Origin of the sequence: Glaciecola sp. 1036 (assembly GCF_050306235.1) — a bacterium.
In the GTDB taxonomy this organism is placed as follows: domain Bacteria; phylum Pseudomonadota; class Gammaproteobacteria; order Enterobacterales; family Alteromonadaceae; genus Glaciecola.
Window position 1 is genome coordinate 318,689 of record NZ_JBLWFH010000002.1, and the last position, 21,932, is coordinate 340,620.

Sequence of the window (21,932 nt, forward strand, 5' to 3'; positions counted from 1 at the left end):
CTTCCTGTTCTTCTTCCCCTTACTTAATCAAATGTGTAGCGCGCTCCTAAGGTGTATCTTGCGCCATATTGACGGCCGAATAGGAATTGGTTACGGTAGCGACCGTAGCCTTCTTCCACTTCGTTGGTGATGTTGTACCCTTCTAAAAACAAGGTTAAGTTTTCATCAACACTATAGTTCACACTAAAATCAGTGATATTGGTTTCAGCCACAAATTGAGGTGGTGCATCTGCTGAACCCTGGGCTTGTCCGATGCCCAATAGATAGCTATCACGCCAAGCGTGAGTGACTTTTACTGACCAATTGTCATCTTCATAGAAGAGTTGGAAGTTTGCGGAGTCACTCACACCTGTCAATGGTGCTTGCACCGCAAGACTGCTAGGATCAAAGGCAGAATCACTATTCACAATAGTGGTGTTAAACGACACACCTAATCCGGTATCGGAAATCATGTGAGAAACCGCAAATTCAATCCCATCCACAGTCTGAGTTTCAGGATTATTAGTAGGTTGAGTAACTTGCCATTCCATTAGGGGGTCATTTTCATTTTGACGTACGATTTGTACCTGACAACAATCATCGTCCGAACCGCCACCATCAGCAATAATACGTTCCCAAATGGCCGAAACTGTTGGCGCAATGCCATCAGCTTCTAACGCTGCTCTGGCAGCATTTGCTCTAGGACCAATCAAAGGATCTCTTAGACCATCAAACGTCACTATATTAAGCTGGTTGTTGATAAAGTTTTTAACGTCTTTGCGATAGTATCCCAGTGCTACATAACTAGCGTCATCGTAGTACCATTCCCAAGTTAAATCGAAATTCGTCGATTCAAATGGTTGTAACATTGGGTTTCCAGCGCTACCTGTTCGACTATCTGGTTTAGGGTTAGGCGATAAACTGCGCCCAGCGCCTAAAGAGCCAAGGGAAGAGCGAGTTATGGTTTTACCGATTGATGCTCTTACAAACATGTTCTCGTATATTTCAGCTTTTATATCAAGGGCTGGTAACAGTACATCGTATTCACCTTCTCCTGATACAAAGCTATCTTCATCTGCTACATAGCGTAATTGCCATTCAGTTGGATTTGTCCAAACCACAAAATCTTCGGCGCGTTGTAAATTCTCACTGGAAGTGGTGGTTTCTTCGTATCTTAGTCCTAGATTCACATCTATTGGAATATCACGCAGTTCGAAGAACATGGTGCTAGCTAAATAGGCTGAATTAGTCTCTTCCAAAACAGAGCTTTCACCGACTTGTCCAGATTCGTTGAACGGGTCAGTTGTAAAGCTCGGGAAGAAGGCAATTAAACGCGATAAAGCTTCGCCCAAATTGTAGTCATAGTAGTAATTTGTTGTTAAGCCAGCACCGCCACCGACAAATTCATCCAACAAGTCCCCTGTGTCCACGCGAGTGAACATGCTATCTGGGAAAATTGCCTGATTACCGTTGTACCCATTAGGACCTTGGTTACCACTGAACCCTGTACGACCAAAAAATTCCTGTTCTGTCCTCGCCATACCAAACTTCACATTGGTCAGGAAGCTATCGTTGGGATTTATCCATTCAGAGTGGAACTGCAATTGTTCAACTGTCGATGTACCAATATTACGGCTAAACTGAGCAAACAATGGGTCTATGTCACCTGGTTGAGCTTCGGTCGCACCATTTGGCCAAGTCATGGAGAAATTTGGAATTTGTCCGGAAGTGAAGTCATAGGTTTTAGTCACAATATTGTTTGGCGCAATTATCAACAAGCTACTTGCATTGGTACCATCATCTAGTCCATTGTCCGTGTCTACTTGTGAATCATGGTAATCTAATTCAACTCTAAAGTTGTCAGTTGGATACCATTCCCAATTAAAGCCAATAGAGTCTTGTTCCACTAGAGTAGTTTCGGCTGAACGAGAATGTGCAAAGTCATTTTGAATTTCTGTGAATTTAACTGCTGTGCCATTTTCGTCTAATTCATATGATGAAACGTTACCACCAAAGTTAAACCAGACACCAAAACCAAAGCCCTCACGTGCCGTTTGCGCTTCTGCATACATATAGTCTGCGGTAAATGTCATATCATCTGTGGGCGCATATTGCAGGGTTAAATGAGCATTGGTTCTTTCTCTTTGAATATCATTAACGTCATAGGAAATTTGACGTGGAAAGAAGGTGTTACCGACTTTTCCGTCAAGCACTGAGCCACCTGCTGTATCAGCGTCATCATCGATGGCATCTGCTCGAGGGTCAACTACATTAGTTGCAGAGCCCATGGCTGCGGTATTCGCTAACCAGCCAGGAATGATGGCGTTTTCTTGGCGGAACGAACGTTCTTGATACGAGGCAGATAAAGAAACACCAATACGATCATCCGCAAAGGTCTGACTGTAAAGAGCCGCTAGTTCTGGTGTTACATCTTCTCCTAGTTCATTAGATTCATCGTAGATACCCTTACCAGAAAGTGAATATCTTAAACCTGGTTTATCTAGAGGTTTAGCAGTTGAAATATCAACTGTCGCGCCTAAACCACCTGTGGGCAAGTCAATGCGAGTAGATTTAAATACTTCTAACTGACTTACACCCTCAGAAGATAAGTTTTCTAGGTTGAATGAACGCGTATTCCCTGTTCCAGGCATTTGACGGCCATTTAACAATAATAAGTTAAAAGATGGACCAAAACCCCTGACCGTAATCTGGCTACCTTCATTGTTGCTTCTGCTGATAGTAACACCGGTAATTCTTTGTAAAGACTCAGCGAGGTTGGTATCTGGGAATTTACCCATTTCTTCTGCAGAAATAGCGTCTACGATACCGGAAGCTGACATTTTAATGTCTTGAGCTCTGGCTAAACTTCCTCTTATCCCCGTAACTTCGATCACTTCTGTTGGTGTGTTTAAATTGGCTTCATCCGCTTCTTCCTGTGCATGAACAGGGGCTAACATGGTTGCTCCCAGAATCACAGAAATGGTGGCTGATAACCTATTTTTAGAAAATTTAATGTGTTTCATAGTTATCCTATTCTTCTAAGCCGACCTCATTTCATAGTTTGAAAGAGGTCGGGAAAATCTGTGTTTTTGTTCGATTTATTGTAAGAACACCACGTTATCTAAGCGGTAAACCGCACCGTTGCCTGTTCCCCACGCAGGAAATACCATAATGACGTCAATAGCGCTGACATCTATGCCACCATCTTGCAATTGGGTTAAATCAAAGGTGTAGGTTTGCCATTGGCCAACCACAGGCGCTAGCCCTTCAAGGCTATCTGTTAAATCCAACTCAACAGCCGAAGTATTGCCATCAGCTTCCATTTTCATTAACCAGACATCACCTTCAGCTTCTGAAATTAGCTTCATTTCAAACTGGAATTGCCCAGCAGCTAGAATACTGCTGGCATCAAAAGGTACGCCATCATCGCGGCTGTAAAAACCCATGACGGTGCCAGTGTTAGCATTGATGCGGAATTCCGCGGTTGCGCCATGCTGGGCATCATCCATTTCAACCGTTGGCGTGGTTCCGCCGCAGCAATCCCATAAAGGCCATTGCTCGTTTACTTGATCAGCAAATACAGTGAAATACGCGTTAGCTATACCGGTATTTCCACCGCTGGTGATGCCGGTTATGTCCGATGGGTTACCAATAAACAGATTATCAACGCGATAAACAGCACCCGCACCTGTTCCCCATGCTGGGAAGATCATGATAACGTCGATAGCACTTACGTCTAAACCTTGATCAGAGAGTGATAACAAATCGAAGGTGTATGTTTGCCATTGACCTTCCACCGGTGCAGCGCCTTCTTGGGAACTTGTAAGTTCAACCTGAACTTCGGTGGTAGTGTTGTCTGACTCTAGCTTCATTAACCAAACGGGGTCACCAGCTGGCATGGAATCCACTTTCATCTCAAAGGTGATTACACCTGTGGTCAGGATCGAAGATGCGTCAAAAGGTAATTCAGATTCACCGTTACGGCTGTTGAAACCTAATACTGTGCCGTTATTATCATTGATTCTGAATTCCGCTGTAGCACCATGCTCAGCATCATCCATTTCAACCGTTGGTGTTGTGCCACCACAACAATCCCAAAGCGGCCAATCAGGATTTACTCCGTCAACAAAACCTTGTAACACAGGGCCTGAAGGTGCGCCTGAAGCTGTCGGATCGTAGATTTTAAAGTTATCCACACGATACACAGCGCCGGCACCTGTTTGCCAAGTTGGGAATATCATTAAAACATCAATCATACTGACATCTAAGCCAGCATCAGCTAAATCGGAAAGGGCAAAGGTATAGGTTTGCCATTCGCCTTCAACAGGTGCAACATCTTCTTGAGAAGTTGAGAGTGCAACTTCCACCGCAGTGGTTGCGCTATCCGATTCAACTTTCAATAACCATGTGGTGTCAGCTGTAGTTGCGTTGACTAATTTCATGTCAAACTGGACTACACCGTTAACCAAAATAGCAGAAGCATCGAAAGCTTCACCTGCGCCACCATCTACTGAACGAGAAGTAATCCCAAGCACAGTCCCATTGTTGTCATTAATACGGAATTCTACGGTGTTACCATAAGGCGCTTCGTCTTCTTCAATGGTTGGCATTGTGCCGCCACAACAATCCCATACAACCCAGCCTTCTGCTAAATCGTCTTCAAAAAGATTTAATTGCGGGGAAGCGACTGCACCATCTTGCTCTATGCGCACATTGTCAACACGATATTTTGCACCGCCACCTGTACCCCATTCAGGGAAAATCATGATGACATCTATGCTGCCAACATCTAATCCAAGGTCGCTAAGTTGCTGAATAGGGAAGGTGTAAGATTGCCATTCTCCAACCACGGGGTCTAAACCCTCGACACTCTCGTTTAGGGCTAACTGAGCCGACGAAGTATTGCCATCCGCTTCAACTTTCAACAGCCAAGTAGTTGCACCACCAGTCGGAGATACCACTTTCATGTCGAATTTCAAGCTACCAATGCCAATCATAGCACCAGCATTGTAGGATTCTTCGCTTTCACCAATGCGGCTGTTGAAGCCTAGTACAGTACCTGCATTATCTAGAATTTCAAATTCAGCCACTGAACCATAAGTAGCATCATCATCCATTACTACCTGCGGAGTCGTGCCGCCACAGCAATCCCAAAGTGGCCAATCAGGATTTTCGCCGTCAGCGAAAATTGTGATAGGGGTAGCTGTAGGAGGTGCCGGTGGTGTAGGAGAAGGTGCTTTACCTTCAACTAAGGCGTCCTCTTCGTCATCATATCCTGGACGTATAGTTTCACAGCCTTTGCCTGTAGCTGGATCGACAGAACACTCATACACACGTACGTAATCAATTTGGTACGTTTGACCATTTTCAAAAGCGGTAGCATCTATACCGCCTTCATTGACATTTTCTGGCCAATCGCCACCTACGGCCAGATTGAGCAACAGATGGAAAGGTTGATCAAATGGCTCTGGACCGTAAGTGACTTCAGGCTCACCAGTAACTGGATTAAACTGAGGGGTATACCAGCCTTTGTGACGTAAGCCAATGGCTTCGCCAGTGCTGTTGTAACGAACTTGAGACTGACGTTGAGTAGCATACAAATAACCATTCATATACCAGCGAAATTCGCCTTCCTGCCATTCAATGGCATAGGTATTAAAATCATCTGCGGGGTTTAAACCATCAGGTGGGAGATATTCTTTACCTGATGAATCGTTATTAGGCCAAGCATTACCATAATGCAAGGTGCCATGAATATGTCTTTCTGGATTGCCATTTTGATCCATAGCACCAAGATTTACCGCCTCCATGATGTCTACTTCACCAGACTTTGGCCATTCGCCGTATTCATAGTCAGAAGGTAGCATCCAAAATGCTGGCCACGAACCTTGTCCACGGGGTAACTTAGCGCGCATTTCAACACGACCATAGGTAAAATCCATTTTACCTCGAGTATTTATCCGCGCTGAAGTATAAGCTTTTTCAGCCCCGGCTTCTGCTGGTAAAGCTACAATATTAAGTACACCGTCTGCTAAAAATAAATTTTCCGGACTGTCGGTGTAACATTGCTGCTCATTGTTTCCACCGCCGGCACAATTAATCTCATAGTTCCAGCTGCTGGTGTCCAAGGAAGCGCCATCAAACTCGTCTGCCCATACAAGTTGCCAATCGGAGATAGGTTGAGATGTGTCAATCTCAACAATTTCTGTATTCGTAGTGGTTTCGCTGCCACCACAAGCTATTAGTGAGAGAGCAAATACAGGTATCAAGGCATGTCTCGATAATGTATTTACGTGTTTTTTTACCATTGTTGTTCTCCAGTGTGGTTTCTCTCAAAGCACGTTCGTTTTTGTCATTTTGTTACCAGTATCAGGTTAAATCCTGGTCTTTTAAGCAATACGCGCTGAAGTCACCAAATCAAATGACCTTTTCTTCAGCCTGTAGCCTATTCAAATGTAATATAATTGTTAATAGCTGAGAGTGGTAAATGCGCTAAGTGGGATTTTTGCTGAGATGAAACGGATTTGTGTTTATTAAACAGGCAACAATTTATTTACTAAAAGTAGCAATTTGTCGCAAATCTAGTCCCTTTTATCTTGTTTAAGTTGTGTAAATCATCCATTGATTTATGTTGCTAAGCCTTAAAAGTGTAAAGGACAACAGAATGATAAAAATCACTAATAAGCTTGGATTGTCTAGCTTAGTGTTTGCTATGAGTACAATGCTTGTTGGATGTGTGCAGGGAGATGTTCAATCAAAATCTACACAAGTCACTCAAACGCAAGATGAAAATTCAGACAGGCAACAATCCGTTTCACCTTTTGCTATGGGCGTGGTACATGCTATTAATGTTGGAGGCAATGAATACCATGATCTAAGCGGTATTGTTTATTCGGCAGATAAGATTATTTCAGGTGAAACTCGCACTTTAAATGAAGCGATAAAAGGTACTCAAAATCCCACCTTATTTCAGTCTTATCGTCAGGGCGAATTGGAATTTTCGTTGCCGGTTGAGGACGGTACTTTTGCGTTAACCTTTCTTTTTGCAGAACCTAACGAGTCAGCCCAAATTGGTCAAAGAGTGTTTGATGTTCTCGTTAATGACCAAGTCGTGATTCCTGATTTAGATATTTTACCTGCCAGAGATGTAAAGCCCTTATCAGCCCTAACCCGCAGCGTGTCAAATATTCAATCTGAAGACGGGAAATTGAACATAAAATTGCAGGCCAAAGTTGGTGAGCCGGTATTAAATGGCGTTATTGTCAGAAAGTCAGTGCAAGATACCCGAAACTGGTCGCTCATATTTCAAGATGAATTTAATCAAGATGGAAAACCAGATCCTAGCAAATGGTCTTATAACATATGGCCTGCAGGGCAAGTAAACGACGAAGACCAGGCCTATACCGACAGATTAAAGAATGCACGCGTTGAAAACGGCAATTTGATAATCGAAGCTCACAAAGAGGAATACGGCAACGCTCAGTACACATCAGCGCGTTTGCTGACAAAAGGTAAAGCGGACTTTTTATATGGCAAGGTCGAAATGCGAATCAAAGTGCCAGCGGGACAGGGCACTTGGCCGGCGGCTTGGATGATGCCAACCGATTTCTTTAAATATGCCACAACTTGTAGCCCCGGTGGTGAAAGGCAAGGCGATGCAAAATGTGATGCATGGCCAAATTCAGGTGAAATTGATATTCTAGAGCACGTTGGCTACGACATGAATCGAGTGCATGGCACTGTTCATACTAAGTCCTATTATTGGGTTAATTTCGAACAGCGAAAAGGCAGTATTGAAGCCGAAGCAGTCAGTGAAAACTTCAGACTTTATTCACTAGAATGGACACCTGAATACATCTTTATCAGCTATGACGATATTCCATATTTTTATTATCACAACGAAGGTGAAGGCTGGGAAGCCTGGCCTTTTGATCATCCCTATCACATCATCCTTAACTTAGCTATTGGCGGCGGCTGGGGCGGCGCTGGTGGTCCCACTGATGACAGTATTTTTCCAGTGCGAATGGAAGTGGATTATGTGCGTATTTATCAACTTGCCGACGATAATTGATGTTATGTTTGATTGTTGAGTAAGTAATTTATGCATCAGGCACTGAATACACACCTTTTTAACTTTAGCATTTGTTTACATAACGTAAACAAATCTATAACCTGTGAGGGTATTTAGTGCTTCACCAAGAATTAGAGTTGATGCTGAAAAATTTAAAGGATAATCAAGAGTTCTTTACCGATTTTGGGTCGATGCGGTATTGGCAGGTCGCATTTTGGGGATTCTTGGGAATTGTCACTTTTTTCACCTTAACACTTTGGTACAGCCAAGCCAGTGTTATATATGTTATTCCTACCATCATTCAATCGGTGTTAGGGCTGATATTTTCTCATATCCTGCAATATCTCCTTGTTTATTTTTGGCAAACCAACCTTTGGTTTAAATCTGTCATTAACGTTATCTTGGTGGCAATTGTTTCACTCGCTTGGACCTTTGCGCGTATGTGGGTTTTCCAATTAATCACTGGAGAATCTCATATATGGAACGAGTTTGGTGGATGGTATTTTAGTAGTATTTTCATTTTCGTGAGCTGGACTGCCGTGTTTTACGGGGTTCAATACTACCGCTTATTACAAGAAAAAAAGAAAGACATGCTTAACGCAGAAGCAGCGGCTAGAGAAGCTAGATACAAAAGAGTACAAGCCCAAGCCACCGCGCGTGACGCTCAACTTCAAATGTTGCGCTATCAATTAAATCCGCACTTTTTATGTAACACCCTGAATGCCATAAACGCCTTGATTGAAGTAGAGGAAAACGAAAAAGCTCAGATGATGACAGTCAACTTGAGTCAGTTTTTACGCTATTCATTAGATAATATTCCTGATGGTAAAATTCCATTACAACAAGAAGTCGACATTTTGTGGTTGTACCTCAAAATTGAGAAAACCCGTTTCGAAGACAGACTTCAAGTTGTATTTGATGTTGAAACCGAATGCGAGCAGGCGTTTGTGCCTAGTCTTATTCTTCAGCCTCTGATTGAAAACTGTATGAAGCATGCAATTGCCAAATCCGAGTCTGGCGGCACAATCAAAATTTCAGCGAAAAAAAATCGAGATCTACTCGAATTGATGGTTGAAGACACAGGTTCGAATGAGCATACAGAAAATGAAAAAGCCGCTGCTAGCCTAAACAAAGGGGTAGGGCTTGAAAATACTAATCAACGTTTGGATATTCTGTATGCTGGTGAATACAAAATTACCGTGACACAATCCCAATTAGGTGGCTTAAAAACTCTAATTCAACTACCTTTTGAAACCGAAGACACACAAATAGCTCGACACCTAGAACCAGAAGAAAGAGGCGAGCAATGATGCTTAGGGCGATTATTGTGGATGACGAGCCACTTGCATTAGGCGTATTGCGATCCAAATTATCCAAAACCCATCAAGTGGAGATTATCGCCCAATGTAAAAATGGTCGAGAGGCCGTTGAAGCTGCACTTACCCACGCCCCCGACGTGATGTTTTTAGATATTCAAATGCCTGGTCTTGATGGCTTAGGTGTAGTGAAACGACTGCAAGATGATGCATTACCACTAATAGTGTTTACCACCGCCTTTGAGCAGTACGCGATAGATGCCTTTGATTTGCACGCTGTCGACTATATTTTAAAGCCAATTGATCAGGAGCGTATTGATCGCGCGGTAATACGAGTGAAAGAAAGATTAGCTATGCAACCAGCAATATCTAATAAATCTGGCATCATTGGCGCAATTGGCGAAATACGAAAATACAACGGTCGTGAAGATAAAGAAGCTTCCACATTATGGAGTGATGAGGACGCAGAACAGAAAAAAATTCTAATCAAAGAACGTGACGAAATTGTCCTTTTAGAACAGGATGATATTGCCTGGATGGATGCTGCAGGCGATTATGTTTGCGTACATGCCAAGGGTGAAACCTACATCAAAAGAAGCACCTTAAAAGAGCTATTGAGCCAGTTAGACACAGAAAAATTTAAACGTGTTCATCGCTCAACCATAGTCAATTTAAATTATGTCGAAAAAGTACTTCCTCACACAAAAGGAGAGTTTTTTTTAGTTTTGCAGCAAGATCAAAAACTCAAGGTATCTCGTAATTATAGGGACGCAATTAAACAGTTTTTACAGGCGGGCGTATAAATTCCTTTAGAGTAAACGCAGACATTCGGTTTTTCCTTTAAATGATTTATACTGCTTAAATATTTCCTTCCAATAACATTTGGCCACACACATGACCATTGATTCCATAAAAACAACATTACAAGGGTATTGGGATACGGCGTTAGCGCACATAACGGATCCTTCAGTACACCTTCAGGCCGTGAGTGTAATTTCAGTTTATATTGTTGCCTTTTTCTTGGCCAGAATCTTTCGTAATGCCATGCCTGTAACCCGTAATAAGCCAAGTGAATCAAGTCACTCGATTCAGATGTTGGCGTATAAATTAGGTAAATTTTTCTTTCCTATAGTAGCCATTGTCTTACTAAAGGTTTCTACTGTATTAGGTGCTCAGTTCCAGTTTGATGCATGGTTGTTGAATATTGCCTTGGTCATTGCGGTGATGATTTTTCTCAATTCCGCTATTGAAGAGTTTGTGAAAAGCGACAACTTAACGCTGTTTCTGCGATTTATAGTATTACCTATCGTTTTTCTGCATCTTATTGGTGTGTTGCCATTCTTTACTCAGGCACTTTCAAGCGTTTCATTAAATATTGGCAATATCGAAGTTTCACTTTATGGCTTAGTCAGGGTTGTAGTTTTTGGCGCCTTGCTATTTTGGATGGGACGAGCATCCAATTCGATTGGTCAAAATATTATTCGTAATCATAAGACTCTAGATATCAGTACCAAAGAGGTTTTTGCCAAGTTATTTGAGGTTGCCCTGTTCTGTGTCATTTTCTTGCTTCTACTCAATATCATGGGCATAAACCTAACTGCCTTGGCAGTCTTTGGTGGTGCAGTAGGTGTTGGGCTTGGATTAGGTTTACAGTCTATCGCATCTAACTTTATATCGGGCATAATCATTCTGCTCGACAGATCCCTTACTGTAGGAGACTATGTTGAATTGGATGATGGTACCAAGGGTTTTGTTCGCGAATTTAAAATGCGCTATGCGGTACTAGAAACCTACGACGGTAAAGATATCCTAGTACCCAACGAGAAGTTTATTAATTCGTTATTGGTTAACTGGACTCATAAAGATTCTAAGCAGCGATATCGAATTGATTTTTCCGTGGCCTATAAAACCGATATCAGAGCCATGTGTGAAATTGTTAAAGAAGCGGTAGCCCAGCATCCTCAGGTTATTAGTGGCGAAGATATTCCTTTTGAACTTAGACCAGACTGTGAAATAGACAGCTTCGGGGATTCTGGCGTTAACATGTTTGTTGAGTTTTGGATGGAAGGTATTGACGACGGCAAGAATCGCGTAGGCGGCGATTTACTATTGATAGTATTTGAAACCTTACGTGAACATAATATTGAAATTCCATTTCCTCAACGTGAAGTTAAAATTTTGGATACTGGTAAAACACCAGAATAAATTTCACATAAGCTTTTAATAGTCAGGGAATTTCACCTTTAGTTGACTGAACACCAAGTATCTTCTTGGTGTTCATTATTCAACTATGAGGTAAACATGTATAAACTAATCTCTGCAGCCGCTTTACTAGCTGCTTCCGGCAGTGTTCTGGCTGCACCTTCTTATGATTTTGTTCAAGTATCCTATGTGCAAACAGAATTTGAAGACCTTAAACCATTTAAACTTAAAGGTTTTGAAATAAAAGGCAGCATGGAACTAGGTCGCAATTTTTTTGTTCAAGCTAATTATTTCGACACAGAGGATAACATAAGCGAATTTGCTTTAGATATTGAGCGATGCGAAATCAACTTTGGCTATATTCAGCGTATTTCAGACGTTACCAGTATTGATTATCAAATCGGCTATGGCGAAATTGATATCTTGTTCGACGATAGTGAGCAGGAATTTAAAGATGGGACTAACTATTACACACCACAGGTTAACTTGCGCCATCATTATTCAGCAAACATTGAAGTCTATGCCGGTTTGGAATGGCAATTATGGGACGAGGGTTCTGATCAGAAGGCTTACAAACTAGGCGGTCAATATAATTGGGACAATCTTGCTGTAGGTTCTCAATACACCAAATTTTCAGATTCAGAAGTCTTTGCTGTTTTCGTCAAATATCAATTCTAATTTGCCATCTAGCGTTGTATTTGCTGTTACTGACCATAAACATCTAGTTATGGGTCAGTAACATTTCTTTACACAGAAATTTCACTTTCACTAAATTACGACTGTATACTTTGCTTTTTGTTATCATAATGCACTCATTGGTGTTGCGTTGATCGTCTATAAAGAGCAAAGGACAGCATGAATAAATCACAGAAATACGGCGCATTGGCAGCCATTGTGTGTGCTGCAAGCTTCATTATTGGATTGTCGCTGATATTAATCCTAGTGCCTGATTTCAATCAGGGTGCAGATCAAAGACTCGATATCATCAAAGAGCATGCTTTGTTAATGCAAGTTTGGTATTTCTTGGTTTACATTGTATTTGCCATCAGTGTACTCATCTTAACAAAAAGCATATTGGTTAAAGAGAAAAGAGAACATTCTGCACTAGAACAAGTTACTACCATCGTCAGCTACCTTTGGGCAAGTTACATTGTAGTCAGCGGATTAATTGCTATCGTTTCCATTCAGTTTATCTCGTCGAGTACTGACGCTTTTACATTGAATTCAACAGACCTTTGGCAAGATATTTATAAAATTCAAATGGGTCTCGGTGAGGGCGTTGAATGGGTTGCAGCAATTTGGGTGTTACTTGTTAACGCTTGTCTTCACCAAGGAAATCGGTTTAATCGTTCACTGATTATCTTTGGTGTAATCACTAGCATATTCGGCTTAGCTACCTTAATTCCTTCGTTGACAGAAGTGGGTGCTATATTTGGATTGTTACAAACCCTTTGGTTTTTGTGGGTATGTCTGTTGTTATTTAAAGGTTTTCGTGAAACTAGAGATAATGGCGATATAATAGGAGCATAGATATCCTATATGGCAATATCTAGGGAGACGGCCTTAATTCAATGTCTGCTTTAGCTTCAGTAGTTTTCTGCTTTGGTTGGCTTACATCATATGGCTGTGCACCATAGTTCGCAAGATGCAAAGCAGCTCCGCCCGTGACCACTATACTCAAGGTTAACCCAAGTAGGCTGACAAAAAATAAACAGAGTTTCCGTTTCAAATAAATCTCCTTTTTACTTAAAACTTGTAAAGGGTTTGGTTGATATTTGCATTATCGCCTGTTTTTGGCCAAAAGATTTGCCTTATCAACTGAATCATTTGCCTATTCGTACATATTTTTGTGTTTTGAATTTAGCAGGATTGAGCATGTGTAAAAAATGCTCAATCCTGATCTTTGTATAAGGTTAACGTTAATTAAGATCAAAACGATCTAGTTGCATAACCTTGCTCCAAGCTGCTACGAAATCTTCGGCAAATCTTTGTTGAGCATTGTCGTAGGCATATACTTCTGCCACAGCTCTCAATTCAGAATTTGAGCCGAAAATTAAATCCACAGGTGTTGCTGAGAATTTTAAGTCGCCGGATTTTCTATCATAACCATGATAAATATTGCCGCCTTGATGTTTCTTCCAAACTGTAGACATATCTAACAAGTTAACAAAGAAATCATTATTCAAGGTTCCTGGGTTATCAGTAAATACGCCATGCTTACTGCCATCCCAATTGACATCTAGTGAACGTAATCCACCAAGTAAAACAGTCATTTCAGGTACGGTTAAATCAAGTTGATCAGCCTTATCTACTAACATTTCCGTTGGTGATCGATAACTCGCTTGTGCATCGTAATAATTTCTAAAGGCATCAGCACTTGGTTTTAACAGATCAAAGGACGCAACATCTGTTTGCTCTTGCACTGCATCACCTCGACCGGGAGTAAAGGGCACTTCTACTTTAACACCCGCTTCTTTGGCGGCATTTTCAATTGCCGCTGCGCCTCCGAGTACAATTAAATCAGCCAGAGATACTTTTTTCTTACGCGAATCAAAGTCTTGCTTAATTTCTCGAAGTGCCTCTAACACCTGGGCTACTTCATCAGGATTATTTACCTGCCAGTCTTTTTGTGGCGCCAGTGCAATTCGGGCACCATTCGCTCCACCTCGATTGTCGCTGGCTCTAAAGGTAGAAGCTGATGCCCAAGCAGTGCGAATTAATGCTTGATTGGAAAGACCTGCATCTAATATCTTCGACTTCAATTTCCGAATATCACGACTGCTTGGTAAATCATGTTTAACTTCAGGTATAGGATCTTGCCAAATGAGAGTTTCAGACGGCTTTTCATCCCCTAGTAAAACACTAGCAGGTCCCATATCTCTGTGCGTAAGCTTGTACCATGCTTTGGCAAACGCCAGTCGATATTCCTCTGGGTTTGCTAAAAAGCGTTCGGCAATTTTCTTATATTCAGGATCAAATTTAAGCGCCAAGTCTGCTGTTGTCATGACGGGAGAATTAAACTTACCCTCTACATGAGCATCAGGCACTGATTTGTGCATGGATTCATCAGTGGGAATCCATTGAATTGCACCTGCTGGGCTACGCGTTTGTTGCCATTCTAAATTCAATAGATTCGACAAATACAATGTAGTCCATTGGGTAGGTGCCTGTGTCCATGCGCCTTCTAAACCACTGGTAATGGTGTCTTCAGAGTGACCTTTACCGCAATTGTTTTTCCAACCTAAACCTTGCTGTTCAATACCCGCCGCTCCAGGTTCGGCTTCCATACAATCTGCTGGCTTGTGAGCGCCATGCATTTTACCAAAGGTATGACCGCCTGCAATAAGTGCAACGGTTTCCTCATCGTTCATTGCCATGCGGCCAAAAGCCACTCTTATATTACGCGCTGAACCCACAGGGTCTGGTTTACCTTTTGGCCCCTCAGGATTTACGTAGATTAGTCCCATGTGAGTAGCACCTAATGGACGTTGCAGCTTGCCGTCTCGTTCTTCCCGGTCACTGGCAAGCATTTTAACTTCAGGTCCCCAGTAAACTAAATCGGGCTCCCAATCATCCGCTCGCCCACCTGCGAATCCAAAGGTTTCGAATCCCATGTTTTCTAAAGCAACATTTCCAGTAAGAATCATAAGATCGCCCCAAGATAAAGCTTCACCATATTTTTGCTTTATGGGCCATAATAGTCTGCGAGCTTTATCGAGATTTCCGTTGTCAGGCCAGCTATTTAAAGGGTCAAAACGCATTTGGCCACCAGCGCCACCGCCTCTTCCGTCAAGGGTGCGATAAGTACCAGCGGAATGCCATGACATACGAATGAAGAATGGCCCATAGTTACCAAAGTCAGCCGGCCACCAATCTTGCGATGTAGTGAGTAAAGTATCTATATCTTTTTTAACCGCGGCTAAATCTAGTGTAGAAAAAGCTTTTGCATAATTAAAATTTTCACCCAGAGGGTTGGATCTACTGTCATGGTCTCTCAGCGGGGACAAATCCAGTTGATCGGGCCACCAAAAATTATTCGATTTTGGCGCAAATGTTTTGCTATGACCAGTGCCCATAGCGCCAGCGGGTTTAGTCATTTCTTGATTAGCATTTGCGAACGTAATGTTTGTGCTCAGTGCCAAAGTGCAAGCGATCACTGATGGCAGAAGTTTTGTACGTATTGTCATTGTTGTGTCCTCTGTATGATCAAGGTGTTCAATTTTGTGTGTGCTTTCTTCCCTCGGCGCCCACCTTGATGATTGTTATTGAAATTAACATCTTCATTACAAAATATAGCAGTGGAAAAAATTTTGGTGTAATGGATTAAAGCGATAGTTGTAATAGGGAAAATCGATTCAATAAAATACTGATAGAAAATAATGGGTTATGGAGTTAAGAAAAGTGTTATTGCAGCATATCATTAGATGTTTTAGGGTTGTTAGATTAGGTAACTCTCCTTCAGGTAAGCATTAATATGTCATTTAATTTTGACCAGTGGCAAAAAATTCAAAGCATTCAAAGTTTGTGGAGCGGCTATGGAGAAATTGCTCGATATCAGTCGGAATTAAATGAGCAAACCATCATTGTAAAAGAGATCAACTTAACTCAAAGTGAAAAGCATCCTCGGGGCTGGAATACGGATATCTCTCATCAACGTAAATTATCTTCTTATGCGAATGAAATCTGTTTTTATCGAGAGTTTGCTCATTTAACAAATAGCTTATGTAAGGTGCCTGCTTATATTCATAGTCAGCAGTCTCAAGAACGCTTATTCTTGATAATGCAGGATTTAGATGCATTAGGATTTACCAAGCGACATGCTGATGGCAATTTGCAAAAGGCTAAACAAGGCTTAACTTGGTTGGCCAACTTTCACGCAACATTCATGCTGATGGATGCCCCTCAACTTTGGCCAATTGGCACTTATTGGCACTTAAAAACTCGGCCCGATGAATGGCAAGCAATGCCTATTGGAGAGCTTAAAGATAAGGCCAAAGATATCGACCAGATGTTAAATTCTGCAAGGTTTCAAACCCTTGTTCATGGCGACGCTAAGCTGGCAAACTTTTGCTTTCATAACAATGAAGATAAAATCGCCGCCGTGGATTTTCAGTATGTTGGCAAGGGCACACCAGTAAAAGATGTAGCCTATTTTATTGGGAGTTGTTTTTTCGCTGATCACCTTGATGATTATGCAGATGAACTCTATGAATATTATTTGGAAAAATTATCCGAGGCGTTGTCACCAAGATTTTCGCCATCAGAAATACAGGCAATACTAGAGGAATGCCAAGCACTTTATTGCTATGCATGGGCTGACTTCGAGCGCTTTCTGCAAGGTTGGTCGCCAGGGCATAAGAAGCTGAGTTCTTATTCCGCGAAATTGACTTTTCAAGCCTTAAGATAATAATGAACCCCGACTCCATTATCCTAAGAAAGGGGAGATGAGTAGCCTGATGGCGAGTAAGGTGATCAGTATTTTGAAAATGATTGCGAATTTTTCTGCTGGGATTTTGTTGAGTGCTTTTAACCCAATCCAAGTGCCAATGAAGCCGCTGATAATCATCAAGGCGATTAAACCTAACCAATCAGTGAAAATGAAACCAATAAAACCGAAAGTAAAAATTTTCAGCCCGTGTTGCATCGACATGCAGGCAGCGAAAGTCGCGACTATAGCGTGTTTATCTGTGCGTTGAGCATGTAATACAGAAGCAACCAAAGGGCCGGTGGCACCGAGGAACATGGATAAAAAAGTAGTAATAAAACCAGTGAGGATTTGTAAGCTATTGGGCAGTTCTCTTTTTTTGGGTTTTACTCCCCAAGTAAGCAATAGCACAAACACTGCGATACTAATTTGAATTACATTCGCGGGCAGTTGCACGATAACAAATATGGAAATTACTGCAGCTAGAATGGCGCCAAAGACGAAGTATGCAAAAATGCCTTTGTCTAGGTGTCTATGAGTAAGCATCATTCGGTTCGCATTAGAACCAAACTGTACCAATCCATGTACCGGTATCAAGGCACCAATTGGTAGCACATTCGCCATTAAAATGATCAATAAAAGCCCACCACCAATGCCAAGTGAGGCAGTGACAAATGATGTAATACAGGATGCTAAGATCAAAACAAGGGTGGTTTGAGGGCTTATAGCTTCCGGAACAAAAAACTCAATCATTGATGCGCGGTACTATGCTTGTGAGCATAAATTTCGTAATATAGAAAAAAACATAATAATAAATAAACGACAGGAAAGCATCATGAAATATCCTATAGTTAGCGCCATTTCAATGGCCGTTATTCTTGGTTTAGCTGGTTGTAGTCAACCCGATACCAGCAGCTCTACTACAACAACTGAATCTAGTGCTCAAACGAGTGCAGAACAAGCGTTTGAAAATCCACTTTTAGCGCCATTCGCGGGACCTTATGAAGGTGTGCCTGCCTTTGACAAAATGGATTTGACTTATTTAAAGCCTGCACTTGAAAAAGGCATGGAATTATCTTTGGCAGACTATCAAGCAATTGCAGATAATCCAGCACCAGCGACCTTTGAAAATACCTTTGTAGAAATGGAAAAAGCAGGTGAAGAGCTAGACCGGGTGTATACCTATTACGGTATATGGGCATCTAATTTATCATCGCCTGAATTTAGGGAAATCCAAAAAGAAATGGCACCAGAGCTTAGTGCTTTTGGTTCTAAAATTACTCAAAACGCAAAACTATTTGCGCGCATTAAAGCGGTTTATGAAGGCGAGGAATTCGACACCCTTACTGAAGAAGAGCAGCGAATTGTCACTGCTACTTATAACCGGTTTGTGGGCAGTGGTGCTGAACTCGACGAAGAAAGTAAAAAACGCTTTGCAGAAATCAATCAAGAACTAGCCCAATTGCATACTCAGTTTCAGTCTAATGTGCTTGCTGATGAAGAAAACTACGTGCTTTATTTGACCGAAGAACAGCTTGGTGGTCTACCTGATTCGTTCATTCAAGCATCAGCTGCCGCTGCTTCTAGTAGAGGACAAGAAGGTAAGTATGCAATTACTAACACCCGTTCGTCTATGGATCCTTTCTTAACCTATTCTACCGAAAGAGCCTTAAGAGAGCAGGTCTGGAAAACCTATTATAACCGTGGCGATAATGGTGATGAATTTGATAACAATGAAATTATTAAACAAATACTGAAGCTACGCCATGAACGTGTGCAAATGTTAGGGTTTGAAAACTATGCGCAATGGCGCTTACAAGATCGCATGGCAAAAACACCCGAAAATGCCATGAATTTGATGGAAAAAGTATGGCCAGCTGCAATTGCGCGTGTTGAGGAAGAAGTGGCCGATATGCAAGCAATCGCAGATAAAGAAGGCGCAGACATTACCATCGCACCTTGGGATTATCGTTATTATGCTGAAAAAGTAAGACAAGCCAAATATGACTTAGATTCAAACGAAGTGAAGCAATATTTGCAGCTTGATAAGTTAAGAGAAGCCATGTTTTATGTGGCGGGTGAGTTATTTAATTTTAACTTCACACCAGTGCCCGAAGGCAAAGTGCCAGTGTTCCATGAAGACGTGAAGGTTTGGGAAGTCACGGATAAAACCAGCGGGGATTTAGTGGGATTATGGTACTTAGATCCCTTTTCACGCAAAGGTAAACGTTCAGGGGCTTGGGCGACTTATTATCGCTCGTACACCACTTACCAAGGTGAAACCAATGTACTGTCGTCAAACAACTCTAATTTCGTAAAAGGCGTACCTGGAGAACCTACGTTAATTTCTTGGGATGATGCAGAAACTTACTTCCATGAGTTTGGCCATGCGCTTCACTTTTTATCTGCAAAAGTAAAATATCCGAGTTCTCATTCTGGGGTGAGAGATTACACGGAATTTCAATCACAGTTATTGGAAAGATGGTTAATTACGGATCCGGTGATTAATAACTATTTGGTGCACTATAAAACTGGCGAACCTATTCCAGAAAGTTTGGTTACCAAGATTAAAAATGCATCTACTTTTAACGAAGGATTTAAAACCACTGAATACATGGCGTCTGCTATCATGGACTTGTTGTATCACACAACAGACCCTGCCACTATCGAACCAGATACATTCGAAGCTGAGGAGTTAGCAAAACTGGGTATGCCAGAAGAAATTGTAATGCGTCATAGATCTACTCAGTTTGGTCATGTGTTCTCTGGAGAAGGCTATGCGGCGGCTTACTATGGTTACATGTGGGCCGAAGTTTTAACATCTGATGCAGCTGAAGCCTTTGCCGAAGCTCCCGGCGGTTTTTACGATAAAGCAACCAGTGAAAAATTAGTGGATTATTTGTTTTCAGTCAGAAATGCCATGGACCCAGCCGAGGCTTATCGTAAATTCAGAGGACGAGATGCCAAGGTGGAAGCCTTAATGCGCGACCGTGGTTTCCCTGTAAACCAAGACGATAAATCTGAAGATTAAGTTTCACCAATGACCCTGATGAAAATCAGGGTCTTTTTTTACTGAAGAAGTAACCACAAAACAACTGTCATTCCGTTCAAGAACGGAATCTCCATGGAACAAACCGATGTTTCAACAAAGACTCGTCATTCCGTTGAAGAACGGAATCTCCTTGGAACAAACTGAAGTTTAAACAACGAATCGTCATTCCGTTGAAAAACCGAATTCCTTGGAAAAAACCGATGTTTCAACAATGACTCGTCATTCCGTTACAAAGCGGAATCTCCTTGGAACAAACTGAAGTTTAAACAACGAATCGTCATTCCGTTGCAAAACGGAATTCCTTGGAAAAAACCGATGTTTCAACAATGACTCGTCATTCCGTTGCAAAACGGAATCTTCTTGGTACAAACCGATGTTTCTACATTGAAAACAACAGTCAACGAGCTTCCATTGACATTTCCTCTAATTTGGCATGAAATTAATCTAAACATGCATATCTAGCAACTATCGATTTATGCATAACTAGACGCGTAGATAATAAGATCGTTATAACTTTCAGAGGATTGAATTTGAAATCATTGGATGATTACAAAACAATAATCGATGATCTGGAAAATCAGAAAGGACTCACTATTGAGCTTTAAAGTAATCAAAGTAGATCGCTAATTTTATTTGGCATTTTATTTTTTCTACAGACTCGGGTAATGACAAGGATGACCATCCATAAGCAACATGTGAAAATTGGCTTAAACTTTCGTCTTTTGGTGACTGATGTTCACATTGCTAACGGGGAAATTCTATGCATAGAGTGACGTCATATAACACTTGTTCATATTCGGATGTGAGGCAAACCGGATTCACTTCATTAATGGCTAAAAAGCATTAAGGTCGCAATGAATCAGTTCGCGAAAATTCTTAGAGGATATTCGAAGCTAAAGTTCAAAATGCTTGGGTACGCAACCATTAAGGATATTCCAACGGATAAGTTTAATTACATTATCGTATCACTTGTTACTTCGGGATGGAGAAAAACGTATATTTACAACGGATTTGATGCTTGGATAGACTACGGCAAAGTAAAATTAAAGAAAAATGGCCGCCGTCTTACTTTCGAATGGGATAACTGGGCGGAGGGTAGCGTTGAAGGTTCGGTCAAAGATATTGAGAAGTTGGCTAGAAAATACAATTTAACTGTTACTAACGAGTGGCGTTGGTCAGAGTATGATGCAAAGCCCTGACAAATTTGTACAGATAAAAAGGAAAAATATAAGAATGGATCTCGAATCTCTTAGACTTATCACAATTATTGGTTCTTTAGCTGCAATCATGCTCTACATCTACAGAATTGTATGCACTGTTAACCTAATGCGGTCTGATTCTCCAAAATTAGAGGGATACAACAGACTTATTTATGCAGGATTGATTTTTATCATACCTCTGGGCATTGGTGCTTGGATATATGATTTTGTAGTAAACAATAAAAAGGTATCTCCTTTATTTCTTTTTCCTTTTGCAATTGTTGTAACAACCTTTATCCAAGGCATGATTATACTCTTACCTCACGTAAATAAGTTTAACTTCGATTATATTGGTTGGTAGCGGCATAACTAGCGGATTAACTCGTTCGTTGGTATGAAACACTGTGACATGCCGCGAATACAATGTCACGGTAGTTAAGCAAGTTATCTCGATTTTCATCGCGACGACAATTCTTCATTGAGCCACTTAAGTTACTATTAATGGTAACTTGAAAATTAATTTAAAAAAATTTGTGAGATTTTCTTTTTCGCTGCGAATAATTAGTTAAATAAGGTTTGATAGCAAGATTATGAAGATCGTAACTAGGGGTTTAGTGTAATGGTGAAGACGTTAGTTTCCAATAGATCACAAGCAAACCCAGTCCCTCTTTTATTCATTAATTTATGT

Annotated in this window: 14 protein-coding genes and 1 pseudogene; 10 read left to right on the top strand and 5 right to left on the bottom strand. The window is 41.3% G+C overall.

The genetic code is table 11. The features are described 5' to 3' along the window. Positions 1-23: 23 nt before the first annotated feature. Positions 24-3,002 carry a TonB-dependent receptor gene (locus ACNKW3_RS04035; RefSeq protein ID WP_427397983.1) on the bottom strand — a complete coding sequence of 993 codons (2,979 nt, stop codon included), beginning with the start codon at positions 3,000-3,002 and terminating at the stop codon, positions 24-26. Between the two features lie 618 nt (positions 3,003-3,620). After that, positions 3,621-6,287: pseudogene (locus tag ACNKW3_RS04040) on the bottom strand (family 16 glycosylhydrolase); the annotation flags it as partial. Between the two features lie 356 nt (positions 6,288-6,643). On the opposite strand from ACNKW3_RS04040, the gene ACNKW3_RS04045 reads away from it, so the two are divergent. From ACNKW3_RS04045 to ACNKW3_RS04070, 6 genes are all read left to right on the top strand, one after another. After that, positions 6,644-8,050, top strand: a complete 1,407-nt coding sequence (locus ACNKW3_RS04045) for a malectin domain-containing carbohydrate-binding protein (protein WP_427397984.1) — start codon at positions 6,644-6,646, stop codon at positions 8,048-8,050. Positions 8,051-8,190: 140 nt separating this feature from the next. After that, positions 8,191-9,360, top strand: a complete 1,170-nt coding sequence (locus ACNKW3_RS04050) for a sensor histidine kinase (protein WP_427397985.1) — start codon at positions 8,191-8,193, stop codon at positions 9,358-9,360. Further along, positions 9,357-10,169, top strand: coding sequence for a LytR/AlgR family response regulator transcription factor (locus tag ACNKW3_RS04055; RefSeq protein WP_427397986.1), 813 nt, complete (start codon positions 9,357-9,359; stop codon positions 10,167-10,169). The genes ACNKW3_RS04050 and ACNKW3_RS04055 overlap by 4 nt, the downstream gene beginning before the upstream one ends. Before the next feature lie 91 nt (positions 10,170-10,260). Next, the gene (locus ACNKW3_RS04060) at positions 10,261-11,571 is read left to right on the top strand and encodes a mechanosensitive ion channel family protein (RefSeq protein WP_427397987.1); all 1,311 of its coding nucleotides are present in this window, start codon (positions 10,261-10,263) and stop codon (positions 11,569-11,571) included. A gap of 96 nt (positions 11,572-11,667) precedes the next feature. Then, positions 11,668-12,246 carry a hypothetical protein gene (locus ACNKW3_RS04065; protein ID WP_427397988.1) on the top strand — a complete coding sequence of 193 codons (579 nt, stop codon included), beginning with the start codon at positions 11,668-11,670 and terminating at the stop codon, positions 12,244-12,246. A 177-nt stretch (positions 12,247-12,423) separates the two neighbouring features. Next, positions 12,424-13,098: a hypothetical protein gene (locus ACNKW3_RS04070; protein ID WP_427397989.1), complete on the top strand. Its 675-nt coding sequence runs from the start codon at positions 12,424-12,426 to the stop codon at positions 13,096-13,098. A 19-nt stretch (positions 13,099-13,117) separates the two neighbouring features. On the opposite strand, the gene ACNKW3_RS04075 is transcribed toward ACNKW3_RS04070, so the two are convergent. Beyond that, on the bottom strand, positions 13,118-13,297 hold the full coding sequence (locus ACNKW3_RS04075) for a hypothetical protein (protein WP_427397990.1): 180 nt from the start codon (positions 13,295-13,297) through the stop codon (positions 13,118-13,120). A 190-nt stretch (positions 13,298-13,487) separates the two neighbouring features. Continuing rightward, a complete protein-coding gene (gene katG / locus ACNKW3_RS04080) occupies positions 13,488-15,755 on the bottom strand; it encodes a catalase/peroxidase HPI (RefSeq protein WP_427397991.1) in 2,268 nt (755 codons plus the stop codon). A gap of 287 nt (positions 15,756-16,042) precedes the next feature. On the opposite strand from katG, the gene ACNKW3_RS04085 reads away from it, so the two are divergent. Beyond that, positions 16,043-16,975, top strand: coding sequence for a phosphotransferase (locus tag ACNKW3_RS04085; protein WP_427397992.1), 933 nt, complete (start codon positions 16,043-16,045; stop codon positions 16,973-16,975). A gap of 18 nt (positions 16,976-16,993) precedes the next feature. On the opposite strand, the gene ACNKW3_RS04090 is transcribed toward ACNKW3_RS04085, so the two are convergent. Further along, positions 16,994-17,746, bottom strand: a complete 753-nt coding sequence (locus ACNKW3_RS04090) for a TSUP family transporter (protein WP_427397993.1) — start codon at positions 17,744-17,746, stop codon at positions 16,994-16,996. An 82-nt stretch (positions 17,747-17,828) separates the two neighbouring features. Here ACNKW3_RS04090 and ACNKW3_RS04095 point away from each other — a divergent pair, with 82 nt between their 5' ends. From ACNKW3_RS04095 to ACNKW3_RS04105, 3 genes are all read left to right on the top strand, one after another. Further along, positions 17,829-20,024, top strand: a complete 2,196-nt coding sequence (locus tag ACNKW3_RS04095; protein WP_427397994.1) for a M3 family metallopeptidase — start codon at positions 17,829-17,831, stop codon at positions 20,022-20,024. Positions 20,025-20,950: 926 nt separating this feature from the next. Beyond that, positions 20,951-21,244, top strand: a complete 294-nt coding sequence (locus ACNKW3_RS04100; protein WP_427397995.1) for a hypothetical protein — start codon at positions 20,951-20,953, stop codon at positions 21,242-21,244. Positions 21,245-21,278: 34 nt separating this feature from the next. Next, positions 21,279-21,605 (top strand): hypothetical protein, encoded by a 327-nt coding sequence (locus ACNKW3_RS04105; protein ID WP_427397996.1) that lies wholly within the window; start codon positions 21,279-21,281, stop codon positions 21,603-21,605. Positions 21,606-21,932 lie beyond the last annotated feature (327 nt).